Here is a 13,388-nt window from a genome sequence, read left to right on the forward strand (position 1 = left end):
TGTCGGAGCCTGGCGGGGACTGGCTCTCGTCGACGACGACCCCCTGCTCGACCTCCCCGGGCTCGTGCTGGGGCGGCTACTCGCTCGCCGATCCGGCCGGGTTCGCCTTGCGGCTGCCGTCCGAGGCAGGCACGCCGCCGGTCTGCACGGGCACGCCGTCGACCTGAGCGCCGTACTCGGGCGTGTAGGTCTTGCTGTCGCGGAACGTGTCGACGAACGTCTGCAGCCGCGAGTCGTCGGCGCTGTCGACCCGCAGCTGGTGGCCCCACGCGCTGACCACGATCTTCGAGGGGAGGTCGTCCGACGCCCACGGGCTGAGGTCGACGTAGCGGTTGGCCTGGCCGGTGACGTTCTGCTCGGTCTCGTCGATCATCGTCTGCCTGCCGACGAACGCGCTGAGCTGCTTCACCTGGTCGGCGGGGAGGTCGGGGTCGTACGTGATCCAGACGGCGCCGTGCTCGAGGTTGTGCACGGCGCGCTCGGTCGGCACGGGCTTCGTGTACACGCCGGCGTTCATCCAGATGGCATCGTGCGGCCCGCCGACGGGCGGCGTCACGCTGTACGTCACGGATCCGGTGACGTGGTCGTGCTCGAGAGCGCCGGCGTGGTCCTTGCCGTCACCGGGCCAGCCGGTGGTGTCCCAGGCGAGTACTCCGTCGATGCCGGAGTCGTCGGCCACCGGAGTCGCCTTCGCCTCGGCGACCTTGGTCGTGCCCGGCACCGCCGCCGGGATGACCTGAGTCGACGACGCCCCGGTGTCGGCCGCCTTGTTGCCGTCGATCGTGCTCACGAAGATCAGCACGATGACGATCGCCGTCGCGACCGCCCCGGCGATGATGAAGATCAGGCGCCGACGCTGCTGCGCCTCCTCCTGCTTGCGGAGGGCTTCCGCCTTCGCCCGACGCTCCGCCGACTTCTCTGCTTTCGTGGCCACCCGCCGACGCTAGCAGGCGACGTTCTGACGCAACCCGTTAGGGTTTTCGGGGCCTTCGGCACCCCGCAGGCGCACGCACCATCAGAAAGCATCTCGAACCATGCGCTCCACCAGGATCACCCTCCCCCTCGCCCTCGCCGCCGCAGCCCTCGCGCTCGCGGGCTGCGCCTCGTCCACCCCGGATTCGGGCGCAGGAACTCCGACCGCCGCCGCCACGGCCCCCGCCTGCGTCGACGGTGTCATGACCATCCCCGCCTCGGCGCCCAAAGCCGTCAACGCCACCTCCGACTGCGCGTCGGTCGTCGTCTCCGGCTCGCACAAGATCGTCAGCCTCCGCACCGTCACGTCGGTCGAGGTCAGCGGCTCCGACAACACGGTGACCGTCGACTCCGCCGCGTCGATCACGACCTCGGGCGACGGCAACACCGTCTACTTCGGCGCCACCCAGAAGCCCAAGACCAGCGACACCGGCTCGAAGAACACCATCGGCGAGCGCTGAGCCGGTGATCTCCTCGCCGCGGCCGGCGCCTCCGGGTGCCGACCGCGGCACGCGCCCGGAACCGTCACGAAACACTCCGGTCACAAAGTGTTGACAGACTCACCATCATGGCCATCATCCTCGGAGACAACCAGTACGGAAAAGCGGAGTCCCGCGTCGTCCGCATCGTCCGCGACAGCCCGCGCCACGAGATCCGCGACCTGAACGTGTCGACCGCCCTGCGCGGTCCGTTCGCCCCCGCGTACCTCGAGGGCGACCAGGCGAACGTGCTCCCCACCGACACCCAGAAGAACACGGCGTACGCCTTCGCGAAGACCAAGGGCGTCGACACGATCGAGCAGTACGGGCTCGAGCTCGCGCGCCACTTCGTGCACGACATCGACCCCGTCGAGGGCGCCCGGATCGAGATCGAGGAATACGAGTGGGAGCGCGCCGTCGTCGACGGCACCGAGCACGACCACACCTGGCTGCGCAGAGGGCAGGAGGTGCGCACCGCTGCGATCACGGTCGATGCGACCGGCGAGTACGTGATCGGCGGCCTGAAGGACCTCGTGCTGCTCAAGTCGACCGGATCGGAGTTCCACGGCTTCCTCAAAGACGAGTTCACGACTCTGCCCGAGGTCACCGACCGGATCATGGCGACCGCACTCGAGGCCCGGTGGCGCTTCTCGTCGGTCGACGTCGACTGGAACGCCGTCTACCCGGCGATCAAGGCTCTGATGGTGAAGGAGTTCGCGACTCTGCACTCCCTCGCGCTCCAGCAGACGCTCTTTCACATGGGCACCGCCGTCATGGAGGCGTTCCCGTTCATCGCCGAGGTGCGTCTGAAGGCCCCGAACAAGCACCACTTCGACTACGACATCGGCCGCTTCGGCGTCGAGAACAAGGGCGAGGTCTTCTGGGCGGCCGACCGCGCCTACGGGCTGATCGAGGCGACGCTGATCCGCGACGACGCCCCTCCGGCGAACGACGCGTGGCGCTCCGCGGCGGGTCTGGCATGAGCGGCTCGGACGGAACGGACACCGGCATGACGACCGCCGTCGAGCCCGACGCGGTCGACGCCGGCTATCTGGCGCAGGCCATCGAGCTCGCGAAGCAGAACGTCGCCGACGGCGGCGGCCCCTTCGGAGCCGTCATCGTGCGCGACGGAGCAGTCCTCGCCACCGGGCAGAACCGCGTGACGCGCGACCTCGACCCGACGGCGCACGCCGAGGTCAGCGCGATCCGGGCCGCGTGCCAGGTCGTGGGCGACTTCTCGCTCGCCGGAGCCACCCTCTACACGTCGTGCGAGCCGTGCCCGCTGTGCCTCTCGGCGTCGCTCTGGGCCCGTCTCGACCGGGTCGTCTTCGCGGCCGACCGGCACGACGCCGCCCGCGGAGGGTTCGACGACCTTGCGTTCTACGAGCTGTTCGCGACGCCTCGCTCCGAGTGGAGCATGGCCATCGACACGGCCCGTCCGTCCAACGCCTCGGCGCCGTTCGACGCGTGGCTCGAGGCCGACGCCCGCACCGACTACTGACCCGCCTCATAAATTCAAGGAGATTTCCGGCTCGGGCGCGCGCCGATCGGCATGGCCCGGCTCGCCGCCAGCACAATCTCCTTGAATTTCCGGGCCGGGGTGGCTGCCGCGCCGGGCCTGGAGTCAGCTGCCGCGCGGCACCTATGATCAGCTGCCGCGCGGCACCTATGATCAGCTGCCGCGATAGGTGCTGTAGGCGAAGGGACTCAGCAGCACCGGCACGTGATAGTGCGACGACTCGTCCGCGAGGTCGAAGTCGATGGTGATGCTCGGGTAGAAGGTCGGCGTGCCCGAAGCGGCGAAGTACGCCCCGGTAGCGAATACGAGCCGGTACGCGCCGGCCGCGAGGCGCTCGGGGCCGAGCTCGGGAACGCGGCCGTCGGCATTCGTGATGCCCGTGGCGATCGGTGAGCCGTCGAGTTCCTGCAGCTGGATCTCGATCCCGGCGGCGGGCCGGCCGAGCGACGAGTCGAGCACGTGCGTGGTGACGTGGCTCATGCGGCACCCCCGAACAGCGTCTCGAGACGCAGCAGGGCGATGTCGCGCAGCTGCTCGCCGACGATCTCGAGCTCGGTGTCGTCGTCGAGCACGATGCGGCGGCGGAGCTCCGACAGCACCTCGGCGCGCGAGCGCCCGGCGGCGCGGATGAGGAAGACACGGGCGAAGCGCTCCTCGTATGCGGCGTTGCCTTCGGCGAGCGCCTCGGCGATGGTCTCGTCGGAGGCGTCGGGCGCCTGCTGCTCCGACCGGCTGAAGTTCGCCGACGCCGACGTGCCGGTCGGCTTCTCGCCGATGCGCGGGTGCGACGCCATCGCCTCGTCGATCTCGGCCGGGCTGAGCGGTGTGGCGGCATCGTGGGCCGCTTGGCGGAGGGCCGGCCAGTCGGCGTAGGGCGAGCCGGCACCGACCTCGCGGGCGAATCGGGACACGTGGAGGGCCGCGCTGAGGTCGGCCTCGGAGACGTCGATCATGGTGTGGTCAACTGTAGCCATGCCCGAGCTGCCCGCCCCGTCGCTGCACGGGATCGTGCTCGCCGCCGGGGCCGGAAGCCGCATGGGCATGCCGAAGGCGCTCGTGCGCGAGGATGACGGGACGCCGTGGCTCCACCTCGCCTGCGGTCTGCTGCGCGATGCGGGCTGCGACCCCGTCACGGTCGTTCTGGGGGCGCGCGCCGACGACGCGACCGCGCTGCTGCCTCCCCGCGCTCGGCACGTGTTCGCCGCCGACTGGGAGTCCGGGCTCGGTGCGAGCCTGCGGGCGGGGCTGGCCGCCGCGGGCGACGCCGACGCCGTGCTCGTCACGCTCGTCGACCTCCCCGACCTGCCCGTCTCGGTCGCGCGACGCGTCGTCGAGGCCGGCACTGCGGCGGCGGCCCTCCGCCAGGCGGTGTTCGACGGCCGCCCTGGCCACCCCGTGCTCATCGGCCGGGATCACGTGCCGCAACTAGCCGCCGCCCTGGTCGGCGACCGCGGAGCCCGCCCCTACCTCACGGCGCACGGCGTCGTCGAGGTGGAGTGCGGCGACCTGTCCGCCGGCGCCGACGTAGACACCCGGCCGTCCTGAGGCCGCAACCGCAACCGGCGATCGGCGACCCGCCGGTCCCGGAAACACCCCCGAAACAGCGATGATGTTGACTCGGTGAACACATGGACCTCGTCGGCGTAACTCAGATCACGGTGCCCCGCACCCGCGGCGATGTCGTGCTCTCGGCCGACGTCCGGCCGCTGGGCGGCGGCTCGTGGCTGTTCTCCGAGCAGCAGCCCGAGGTGACCGGCCTCGTCGACCTCATGGCGCTGGGGTGGGAACCCGTCGTCGAGACCCCCGACACCCTGACCATCGCCGCCACCTGCCTGATTCGGGAGCTCACCGAGATCCCGCTGCGACCCGAGTGGCCGGCGCAGGAACTCGTCCGACTCTGCGCGGACTCCCTCCTGATGAGCTTCAAGATCTGGAACATGGCCACCGTGGGCGGCAACGTGTGCACAGCCCTCCCCGCGGGCGCGATGACGTCCCTGCTGGCGGGGCTCGACGCGGTCGCCGTCATCTGGGACGCCGAGGGAGGCGAGCGTCGGGCGGCGGTGGCCGAGTTCGTGACCGGGGTGCGGACCACGGCGATGGGGCCGGAGGAGTTCCTGCGCTCGATCGAGATCCCGGTGAAGTCGCTCGAGGCGAGGGTCGCCTTCCGGCGCATCGCCCTCTCGAACCTGGGGCGGTCGGGCACGCTGGTGATCGGACGCCAGGACGCCGACGGCGCAGTGGTCGTCACAGTGACCGCGTCGACGCCGGCTCCCGTGCAGCTGCGGTTCGACGGCGTGCCGACCGCCGCCGAACTGGCGCATGCCCTGGACGGCATAGACGTCTGGTACGACGACCCGCACGGCGCTCCCGACTGGCGGGAGGCCGTGTCGCGGCTGTACGCCGAGCAGATCCGGGTGGAGCTTTCGGCTGGAGGTGCCGCATGAGATTCGAGGTCAACGGCGAGGAGCTCGAGACGACGACCGAGCCGGGGCAGGTTCTCAGGACGCTCCTGCGAGAGCACGAGCACTACGAGGTCAAGAAGGGCTGCGACGCCGGCGACTGCGGCGCGTGCAGCGTCCTGGTCGACGAGCAGCCCGTCCACTCGTGCATCTACCCCGCGCATCGGCTCGAGGGCAAGAGCGTAACCACCGTGGCCGGTCTCGGAACCCCCGAGGCGCCGCACCCGCTGCAGCAGGCGTTCGTCGATGGCGCGGGACTGCAGTGCGGCTTCTGCACCGCCGGGATGGTCGTGACGGCCTCGACCTTCACGGAGGACGACCTCGACGACCTCCCGCGCAAGCTCAAGGGCAACATCTGCCGCTGCACCGGCTACCGCGCGATCCGCGACGCGATCCAGGGCGTGACGAACGTCGAGACGGCCGCCGCCGGCGACGCAGCCGGCCGCTCGGTGAAGGCGCCCGCCGGGATGCGCGTCGTGACCGGACGCGAGCAGTACACGCTCGACTTCACGACGCCGACGAAGCTGCTGCACCTCGCCGTCCTGAAGAGTCCGCACGCGTCGGCGCGCATCCTCTCTCTCGACACGTCGCGGGCCGAGGCGATGGAGGGGGTGCACGTCGTCTTCACGCACCGCGACTCGCCCGCGACGCTGTTCTCGACCGGCCGCCACGAAGACCGCAACGACGATCCCGACGACACAGTCGTCATGGACCCGGTGATCCGGTTCCGCGGGCAGCGCGTCGCCGCCGTCGTCGCCGACACCGTGCGCATCGCCGAGCTCGCCCTGCGCGAGATCGACGTCGAGTACGAGGCGCTCGGCGCCGTGTTCGATCCGCACGAGGCCCGGCTCCCCGGCGCGCACCTGGTGCACGGCGAGAAGGGCCCCGAATCGCGCATCTCGGAGCCCGGACGCAACGTCGTCGCCCAGCTTCACGGCTGGCACGGCGACGTCGACACGGCTCTGGCCGAGGCGCACGCCGTCGTCGAGGGCACCTGGCAGACCCAGCGCGTCTCGCACGCGGCTCTCGAGACGCACGCCACGCGGGGCTGGATAGACGACGACGGCCGACTCGTGCTCCGCACCAGCACCCAGGTGCCCTTCCTGATCCGCGACGAGATCGCGCACATCTTCGGCCTGCCGCAGGATCGCGTGCGCGTATTCGCCGCCCGGGTCGGCGGAGGCTTCGGAGGCAAGCAGGAACTCCTGACGGAAGACCTCGTAACGATGGCGGTCCTGCGCACCGGGCGCACCGTCCAGTACGAGTACACCCGCGACGACGAGTTCACCATCGCGACCGTCCGGCACCCGATGACCGTCAAGGTCACGGCCGCCGCCGACAGCGACGGCCTCCTGACGGCCCTCGCGGTCGACCAGCTCATGGACACCGGCGCCTACGGCAACCACGGGATCGGCGTGATGTTCCACAGCGTCGGCGAGTCGATGGCGGTCTACCGGGCACCGAACAAGCGCGTCGACGCCGAGTCGGTCTACACGAACAACCCGCCGTCGGGCGCGTTCCGCGGCTACGGACTCGGCCAGGTGATCTTCGCGGTCGAATCGGCCATCGACGAGCTCGCCCGCAAGCTCGACATCGACCCGTTCGAGTTCCGGCGCCGCAACGTCATCGTGTCGGGCGGGCACCTCACGGTGGTCGACCCGCTCGACGCCGAAGACCTGCTGTTCGGCAGCTACGGCCTCGACCAGTGCATCGACCTCGTCGAGAACGCCCTGAACTCGCCGCCCCCGGCCGACTCGGGCTCGCTCACCGGCGAGACCCCCGTGCCTGTGGGCGACGAATGGGCCTTCGGCACCGGCGTCTCGGTCGCGATGATCGCCACTGCTCCCCCGCGCGGGCACTTCGCCGACACGACGGTCGAGCTGAACGCCGACGGCACGTACTCGATCGGCGTCGGAACAGCCGAGTTCGGCAACGGCACCACGACCGTCCACACGCAGCTCACCGCGACGGTCCTCGAGACGACGCCCGACCGCATCGTGGTCAGGCAGTCCGACACCGACGTCGCCCGCTACGACACCGGCGCCTACGGGTCGGCCGGCGTCGTCGTCGCGGGCAAGGCGCTGCACGCCGCCGCGACGAAGCTCAAGGCGGCGATCCTCGAGCGCGTGCCCGGCACCCTCACCGCCGACGGCGTGCTGGTCGGCGATCGGCTCGTCACCCCGGCGGAGCTCCTCGCCGGCGGGCCGCTGGTCGCCGACGGCAGCCACAACGGCACGCCCCGGTCGGTCGCGTTCAATGTGCACGCGTTCAGGGTCGCCGTTGACACCACGACCGGCGAGGTGCGGATCCTGCGCTCGATTCAGGCCGCTGATGCCGGCACCGTCCTGAACCCGGAGCAGCTGAGGGGCCAGATCGAGGGCGGCACGGCGCAGGCCATCGGGACCGCGCTCTACGAGGAGGTGCTGCTCGACGGCGCCGGCACCGTGACCACGCCGGCGTTCCGCAGCTACCGCGTGCCCCGGTTCGCCGACATCCCCGTCACCGAGGTGCACTTCGCGTCGACCCACGACGACACCGGCGTGCTGGGCGCCAAGAGCATGAGCGAGGCGCCGTACAACCCCGTCGCGCCCGCGCTCGCCAACGCGATCCGCGATGCGATCGGCGTGCGGCCCTTCGAGCTGCCGATGTCACGCGACCGCGTGTGGCGGCTGCTGCACGGCTAGGCCGCCGGCGGGCGTCGCGGGGCGTCGCCACCGCCGCCGAGAGTGCGATCGTTGTCGCTTTCGGCCCCTGTGGCGACAACGAGTGCACTCTCGGCGACCATTGGGCGGCCCCGACGACGGGACGAGGCTCTGACACGGCAGACTGGCCCCATGCGCGAATTCGACGACCTCATCACCGAGGCAGCCGCGGTGTCGGTCGACGGGTGGGACTTCTCGTGGCTCGACGGCCGAGCCACCGAGGAGCGCCCGAGCTGGCACTTCTTCGAGGCCCTCGGCTACCGGATGGCGGGCGCGACCGCGTCCCTCGACATCGACACCGGCGGCGGGGAGGTCCTGGCCGGCCTGCCGACGATCCCGCCGCTCGCCGCCGCGACCGAGTCGTGGCCGCCGAATCTCGCCAAGGCGACAGCGCTGCTGCGTCCGCGCGGCATCGTGGTCGTCGCCGGTCCTGAGCAGCCGCCGCTCCCCTTCGCCGACGCGACCTTCGACCTGATCACCGCGCGCCACCCCGTCGAGCCCTGGTGGAGCGAGATCGCCCGCCTGCTCTCGCCCGGGGGCGCCTACTTCGCGCAGCACGTCGGCCCGCACTCGGTGTTCGAGCTCGTCGAGTTCTTCCTCGGGCCGCAGTCCGAGTCCGTCCGCCGCGGCCGGCACCCCGACGACGACACGGTCGCCGCCCAGGCCGCCGGGCTCGAGATCGCCGACCTGCGCTACGAGCAGACCCGGATCGAGTTCTTCGACATCGGCGCGGTGGTCTACTTCCTGCGCAAGGTGATCTGGATGGTCCCCGGCTTCACGGTCGAGGCCCACCTCCCGAAGCTCCGCGAGCTCGACGCCCTGATCCGGGCAGACGGCCCGTTCGTCGCCTACTCGACCCGCTACCTGGTCGACGCCCGCAAGCCGCTCTAGCGGATCGCCCGCACTCCGCGACGTTGGTGGATCGACCCCGTCGTCGTCGCGAGCGCGGCCGCCGAGGCGTTGTTGCGCGCCGCGATGACCTCCGCCAGGATCGAGATCGCCGTCTCCTCCGGCGTCGACGCGCCGAGGTCCAGGCCGATCGGAGACCTCAGCCGGGCGATCTCGGGCGCAGGAACTCCGCGCTCCCTCAGCGATGCCACGCGTCGATCGTGCGTGCGCCGCGACCCCATCGCACCCACGTAGAAGGCCGGCGACTCGAGCGCCAGCTGGATGGCCAGGGCGTCGAACCGCGCGTCGTGCGACAGGACGCAGACGACCGACCGCTCGTCGAGGTCCAGCGTCGGCAGCACCCGCTGCGGCCAGCCGACGATCACCTCGACGCCGGGGAAGCGCTCCTGCGTCGTGAACAGCTCGCGCGGGTCCGTGACCACGACCCGGTAGCCGAGCACGCGGGCCGCGGCGGCGAGCGCCGTCGAGAACTCCATGGCGCCGATGATGACGAAGACGGGCGGGGCCGTCGCGACCTCGAAGAACAGCTCGACCTGCGCCCCGTCGCAGTCGAGGGTGGTGAGGGCGGACTCCCCGATCGCCACACGGGCGCTGAGCTCGGCGGCGATGCGCTCGCTCCACCCGCCGGGGACGACGCCGCTGACCACAGTGACGGCGCCGGCTGCTCGGCCGGCCGCGGCAGACCCGAGTTCCTGCATCAGGGGGTGCGCGGAGTCGACCCGCTCGATGCGGATGCGGAGCTGGCCGCCGCAGGTGAGTCCGACCGAGAACGCGGTCTCGTCGTCGACGCCGTACTCGACGGTGCGCGGTCGCCCGTCGGCGAGGACCTCCTCGGCCTCGGCGACCACGGCGGCCTCGACGCAGCCTCCGGCGATGGAGCCGATGACGACCTCGCCGTCGTAGGCCATCGAGGTGCCGACCGTGCGCGGGGCGCTGCCCTCGATCGACACGGCCGTCGCGACCGCGAGCGTACGGCCCGCGGCGAGCGCGGAGAGCAGGCGGTCGGCGATCTCGAACATCTCCCCAGGGTCGCACGGCGCCGTTTCGGCGGTGTTACGTGTCGCGCCCCTTCTCGAATTTCAAGGGGATCCGGCGGCCGGGCGACGGCGCCATGCGGATCGGGGGTCGTTGGGGCGAAAATCTCCTTGAAATTTGAGGATGGCGCGGCGGGGAGGGGGGGCGGACGGCCGCGGGCGGGCGGAGGGCGGACGGCGGGCGAGCGGACGGCAGGCGGTCCGGCGGCGACGACACATCGCCGACACATGGCGGTGCCACGATGGCGGCATGGCCCAGACGCAGACCCCGACTCCCGCCCCGACCCTGCGAATCAGCGGGGCCGTGCGCACCGTCGTCGACGAGGACATCGAGCGCGACGGCGACCTGCTCGCTCGGGACGGCCTCATCGTGGACACGCTCGGCGACGACGCCGTCGAGACCCTCGACGCGACCGACGCCGTGGTCACGCCGGGCCTGATCAACGCGCACCACCACCTGCTCCAGAGCGCCTTCAGGACGCTGCCGGGCACGCGCGGGGTCCCGATGGCGACATGGCTTCCGACGATGGCCGCCGCCTACGCCGACGCGGGCATAGACGCCTCGCTGCTTGCCGCGTCGGCCGCCGCCGGGGTGGCCGAGGGGCTCCTGAACGGCGTGACCACCGTCGCCGACCACCACCTGAACTGGCCGCTCGAGGCCTCCGTCGACGACCGGACGGCCGTGGCCCGGGCGACCGCCGACGCCGCGGCGCGACTCGGCGGGCGCCTCGTCTTCGTGCGAGGCTCGGCGCGCGACGCCGCCTCGGACGCCGCGGAGTCGGCCGAGGCGATCGTGCGCGCGCTCGTTCCCGGCGCGGTCGGCGGCGTGCGGGCCGACGGGATGCTCCAGGTCGCGGTCGGACCGGCCGGCGTGCACAGCGACTCCCGCGAGACCTTCGAGGCGCTCGGCGAGATCGCTGCTCGGCACGGCCTGCGCCGCCGCACCCAGGCCAACGAGCAGGTCGATACGGCGATCGCGCTCGAGCGCTACGGGAGGCGGCCGATCGATCTGCTCGACGAGTGGGGCTGGCTCGGCCCCGACGTCACCGTGGCGCACCTCTGCGACGTGACGCCCGACGAGATCGCTCGACTCGCCGCAGCCGGCGTGACCGCGACTCACGCGCCGGGCTGCGATCTGCCGATGGGCTGGGGCATCTCACCCGTGGCTGCTCTGCGCGAGGCCGGCGTGCCGGTCGGGCTCGGCACCTCGGGCGGCGGCTCGAACGACGCCGGGCACCTGCTCGCCGACGCGCGCCTCGCGATGCAGGTGGCGCCGCTGGTCGGCCCGCCGCTCTCGGCGCGCGCCGTGCTCGGCATGGCCACGGCCGGCGGAGCACGCGGTCTCGGGCGGCCAGAGCTCGGCCACCTGCGGCCGGGAGCCGCCGCCGACCTGTGCGTGTGGGACGTCGGCGGGGTGGCCGATGCCGGAGTCGCCGACCCCGTCGCGGGGCTGCTGTGGGCGTCGCCGGGGAGGCGTCCGCGGCACGTCGTGGTCGCCGGCCGGGTGGTCGTGCGCGACTACGCCCTGGTGAACGCCGACGAGCGGGAGCTGGTGGCGGCGGTGCGGGCGCGCGTCGGGCGCTGAGTACGGCGGTGAGCGGCGAGTTCCTGCGCCCGTGGACACCGTGAAGCGGCACCCGCACACCGCCGCGGCCCGAGACCCGCGCCGCATCGCCGGGTCGACCGCGCCGGACGGACTAGAGCTCGAGCACCAGCCGCGGGCACGCCGCCCGCGACACGCACACGTACATGACCTCGTTCGCCGCCTGCTCGTCGGGCGTGAGGATCGAGTCGCGATGGTCGACCTCGCCTTCGAGCACGACGGTCTCGCAGGTGCCGCAGGTGCCCTCGCGGCAGCTCGACAGCACGAGGGCGCCGGCCTCCTCGGCGACGTCGAGAACCGACCGGTCGGGCGGCACGGTGACGGTGACGCCGGTGAGCGCCAGCTCGACCTCGAAGGCCCCCTGCAGCACCGGCTCGCCGACCTCGCGCGGCGCGAACCGCTCGACGACGAGCTGGCGCCCTGCGGCGGCCTTCTCGATCGCCTCGATGAGCCGGGTGGGTCCGCAGCAGAACGTGGTCGTGAACGGCTTCATGCCGGTGAAGAGCGCGTCGAGGTCGAGCCGCCGGCCCTCGTCGGCGGCGTACACGTGCGTCTCGGCGTCGGGCAGCTCGTCGAGCAGGGCCATCGTCGAGCGCGAGCGTCCGGCGTAGTGCACCTCGTACGACACCCCGGCACGCTCGGCCGCGGCGGCCATCGACGAGATCGGCGTGATGCCGATGCCGCCGGCGACGAGCACGTACGACGTGCCGTGCACGGGCTGGAACTCGAAGTGGTTGCGCGGCCCGGCGACGGTCAGCCGGTCGCCGGCCTGGACGCCGGAATGCAGCCACTCGCTGCCGCCGCGGCCGTCGGGCTCGCGGAGCACGCCGATGCGCCAGCTCTCGCTGCGGCCCGGCTGCGGCGGCCCCGAGAGGGAGTACTGGCGCACGTCGCCGTCGGGCAGGACGACGTCGATGTGCGAGCCGGCGTTCCAGCCGGGAAGCGAGAGGCCCGCCACTGGTGCGAGCTCGAACAGGTCGATGCCGTCGGCTCCGCGGGTGCGGGAGGCGACGACGACCTCGAACTGGGTCTCGTGGAGATCGGGATGGTTCACAGCGACTGCGGCTTCTCTTTGACGACGATGATCCGGTAGCCGCTCTCGTCGGCGGCCTTCCAGCGGTGCGGGGTGCCGCCGACGAAGTACAGCGAGTCGCCGGGCGTCAGGGTGCGGGGCGCGTCGTCGCCGAGGTCGACGATGACGGTGCCGTCGAGCACGTGCACGAACTCGTCTTCGGCGTGCGCGAAGTAGTCGCCCGGGTCGACGTTCGTGCCGACGAGCTCCATCGGCGAGAAGCCGCGGTGGCCGTGCGTGAGCATGCGGCCGACCGACTCGCCGTAGCGGCCGTGCGACCCCTCGCCGGCGCGGACCAGCACGATCCCGGGCTGGTCGACCGGCGCGTCGTCGTCGTCGGCGAGCAGCTCGACCTGCGATGAGCCCAGGGCCCGCGCGATGCGCTCGAGCGACACCATGCTGGGTCGGGCCAGGCCGCGTTCGAGCTGCGACAGGAAGGGGTGCGACAGGTCGGCGGCGGCCGCGAGCTGCACGAGGGTCAGCTTGCGGTCGCGACGGAGTCCGCGGATCCGGCGCCCGACGAGCAGCGCCTGCCGGTCGACGGCAGGGGCTGCGGCATCGGCGACTGTGTCGCTGTCGGTCGTGGTGACGGGGTCCTCCAAGGTCGAGGGGCAGTAGCGCCGTGACGTGTGTACCACG

The 13,388-nt window shown here is 72.1% G+C and carries 14 protein-coding genes; 8 read left to right on the plus strand and 6 right to left on the minus strand.

What is annotated here, in order from left to right; translation table 11 throughout:
- Window positions 1–76 precede the first annotated feature (76 nt).
- The gene (locus tag AC07TY_RS16280) at window positions 77–934 is read right to left on the minus strand and encodes a thioredoxin-like domain-containing protein (RefSeq protein ID WP_494786000.1); all 858 of its coding nucleotides are present in this window, start codon (window positions 932–934) and stop codon (window positions 77–79) included.
- A 100-nt stretch (window positions 935–1,034) separates the two neighbouring features.
- Between AC07TY_RS16280 and AC07TY_RS16285 the strand changes: the two genes are divergently transcribed.
- The 3 genes from AC07TY_RS16285 (at window position 1,035) to AC07TY_RS16295 (ending at window position 2,952) form a co-directional block, all read left to right on the plus strand.
- Window positions 1,035–1,433 (plus strand): DUF3060 domain-containing protein, encoded by a 399-nt coding sequence (locus tag AC07TY_RS16285; RefSeq protein WP_494786001.1) that lies wholly within the window; start codon window positions 1,035–1,037, stop codon window positions 1,431–1,433.
- A gap of 107 nt (window positions 1,434–1,540) precedes the next feature.
- Window positions 1,541–2,434: a factor-independent urate hydroxylase gene (gene pucL, locus AC07TY_RS16290; protein WP_123505831.1), complete on the plus strand. Its 894-nt coding sequence runs from the start codon at window positions 1,541–1,543 to the stop codon at window positions 2,432–2,434.
- 26 nt (window positions 2,435–2,460) lie between these two features.
- The gene (locus AC07TY_RS16295; RefSeq protein ID WP_494786002.1) at window positions 2,461–2,952 is read left to right on the plus strand and encodes a nucleoside deaminase; all 492 of its coding nucleotides are present in this window, start codon (window positions 2,461–2,463) and stop codon (window positions 2,950–2,952) included.
- 171 nt (window positions 2,953–3,123) lie between these two features.
- Here the strand turns inward: AC07TY_RS16295 and uraH are convergent, their stop codons facing one another.
- Both uraH and uraD read right to left on the minus strand, forming a co-directional pair.
- Window positions 3,124–3,450, minus strand: a complete 327-nt coding sequence (gene uraH, locus AC07TY_RS16300; RefSeq protein ID WP_494786003.1) for a hydroxyisourate hydrolase — start codon at window positions 3,448–3,450, stop codon at window positions 3,124–3,126.
- On the minus strand, window positions 3,447–3,923 hold the full coding sequence (gene uraD / locus AC07TY_RS16305; protein WP_494786004.1) for a 2-oxo-4-hydroxy-4-carboxy-5-ureidoimidazoline decarboxylase: 477 nt from the start codon (window positions 3,921–3,923) through the stop codon (window positions 3,447–3,449). The genes uraH and uraD overlap by 4 nt, the downstream gene beginning before the upstream one ends.
- On the opposite strand from uraD, the gene AC07TY_RS16310 reads away from it, so the two are divergent.
- The 4 genes from AC07TY_RS16310 (at window position 3,922) to AC07TY_RS16325 (ending at window position 9,022) form a co-directional block, all read left to right on the plus strand.
- Entirely contained in the window at window positions 3,922–4,515 is a 594-nt protein-coding gene (locus AC07TY_RS16310) for a nucleotidyltransferase family protein (protein WP_494786005.1), read from the plus strand. The two genes, uraD and AC07TY_RS16310, sit on opposite strands and share 2 nt — an antisense overlap.
- Window positions 4,516–4,598: 83 nt before the next feature.
- Window positions 4,599–5,414, plus strand: coding sequence for an FAD binding domain-containing protein (locus tag AC07TY_RS16315; protein WP_494786006.1), 816 nt, complete (start codon window positions 4,599–4,601; stop codon window positions 5,412–5,414).
- Window positions 5,411–8,113 carry a molybdopterin-dependent oxidoreductase gene (locus AC07TY_RS16320; protein WP_494786007.1) on the plus strand — a complete coding sequence of 901 codons (2,703 nt, stop codon included), beginning with the start codon at window positions 5,411–5,413 and terminating at the stop codon, window positions 8,111–8,113. Before AC07TY_RS16315 ends, AC07TY_RS16320 begins: the two co-directional genes overlap by 4 nt.
- A gap of 150 nt (window positions 8,114–8,263) precedes the next feature.
- Window positions 8,264–9,022: a methyltransferase domain-containing protein gene (locus AC07TY_RS16325; protein WP_494786008.1), complete on the plus strand. Its 759-nt coding sequence runs from the start codon at window positions 8,264–8,266 to the stop codon at window positions 9,020–9,022.
- Here the strand turns inward: AC07TY_RS16325 and AC07TY_RS16330 are convergent.
- Window positions 9,019–10,059, minus strand: coding sequence for an XdhC family protein (locus AC07TY_RS16330; protein ID WP_494786009.1), 1,041 nt, complete (start codon window positions 10,057–10,059; stop codon window positions 9,019–9,021). The two genes, AC07TY_RS16325 and AC07TY_RS16330, sit on opposite strands and share 4 nt — an antisense overlap.
- Window positions 10,060–10,324: 265 nt before the next feature.
- On the opposite strand from AC07TY_RS16330, the gene AC07TY_RS16335 reads away from it, so the two are divergent.
- Window positions 10,325–11,659, plus strand: coding sequence for an amidohydrolase family protein (locus AC07TY_RS16335; RefSeq protein WP_494786010.1), 1,335 nt, complete (start codon window positions 10,325–10,327; stop codon window positions 11,657–11,659).
- 112 nt (window positions 11,660–11,771) lie between these two features.
- On the opposite strand, the gene AC07TY_RS16340 is transcribed toward AC07TY_RS16335, so the two are convergent.
- Both AC07TY_RS16340 and AC07TY_RS16345 read right to left on the minus strand, forming a co-directional pair.
- A complete protein-coding gene (locus tag AC07TY_RS16340) occupies window positions 11,772–12,731 on the minus strand; it encodes a PDR/VanB family oxidoreductase (RefSeq protein WP_494786011.1) in 960 nt (319 codons plus the stop codon).
- Window positions 12,728–13,351 carry a helix-turn-helix domain-containing protein gene (locus AC07TY_RS16345; RefSeq protein WP_494786012.1) on the minus strand — a complete coding sequence of 208 codons (624 nt, stop codon included), beginning with the start codon at window positions 13,349–13,351 and terminating at the stop codon, window positions 12,728–12,730. Before AC07TY_RS16345 ends, AC07TY_RS16340 begins: the two co-directional genes overlap by 4 nt.
- Window positions 13,352–13,388 lie beyond the last annotated feature (37 nt).

This window comes from Frondihabitans sp. GW821-FHT04F02, from assembly GCF_059420045.1.

What these genes read in the sequence shown, in the direction of transcription:
- AC07TY_RS16285 (WP_494786001.1), top strand. Translation starts at nt 1,035, where the DNA reads ATGCGCTCCACCAGGATCACCCTCCCCCTCGCCCTCGCCGCCGCAGCC.
- pucL (WP_123505831.1), top strand. Translation starts at nt 1,541, where the DNA reads ATGGCCATCATCCTCGGAGACAACCAGTACGGAAAAGCGGAGTCCCGC.
- AC07TY_RS16295 (WP_494786002.1), top strand. Translation starts at nt 2,461, where the DNA reads ATGACGACCGCCGTCGAGCCCGACGCGGTCGACGCCGGCTATCTGGCG.
- uraH (WP_494786003.1), bottom strand. Translation starts at nt 3,450, where the DNA reads ATGAGCCACGTCACCACGCACGTGCTCGACTCGTCGCTCGGCCGGCCC.
- AC07TY_RS16310 (WP_494786005.1), top strand. Translation starts at nt 3,922, where the DNA reads ATGGTGTGGTCAACTGTAGCCATGCCCGAGCTGCCCGCCCCGTCGCTG.
- uraD (WP_494786004.1), bottom strand. Translation starts at nt 3,923, where the DNA reads ATGATCGACGTCTCCGAGGCCGACCTCAGCGCGGCCCTCCACGTGTCC.
- AC07TY_RS16315 (WP_494786006.1), top strand. Translation starts at nt 4,599, where the DNA reads ATGGACCTCGTCGGCGTAACTCAGATCACGGTGCCCCGCACCCGCGGC.
- AC07TY_RS16320 (WP_494786007.1), top strand. Translation starts at nt 5,411, where the DNA reads ATGAGATTCGAGGTCAACGGCGAGGAGCTCGAGACGACGACCGAGCCG.
- AC07TY_RS16325 (WP_494786008.1), top strand. Translation starts at nt 8,264, where the DNA reads ATGCGCGAATTCGACGACCTCATCACCGAGGCAGCCGCGGTGTCGGTC.
- AC07TY_RS16330 (WP_494786009.1), bottom strand. Translation starts at nt 10,059, where the DNA reads ATGTTCGAGATCGCCGACCGCCTGCTCTCCGCGCTCGCCGCGGGCCGT.
- AC07TY_RS16335 (WP_494786010.1), top strand. Translation starts at nt 10,325, where the DNA reads ATGGCCCAGACGCAGACCCCGACTCCCGCCCCGACCCTGCGAATCAGC.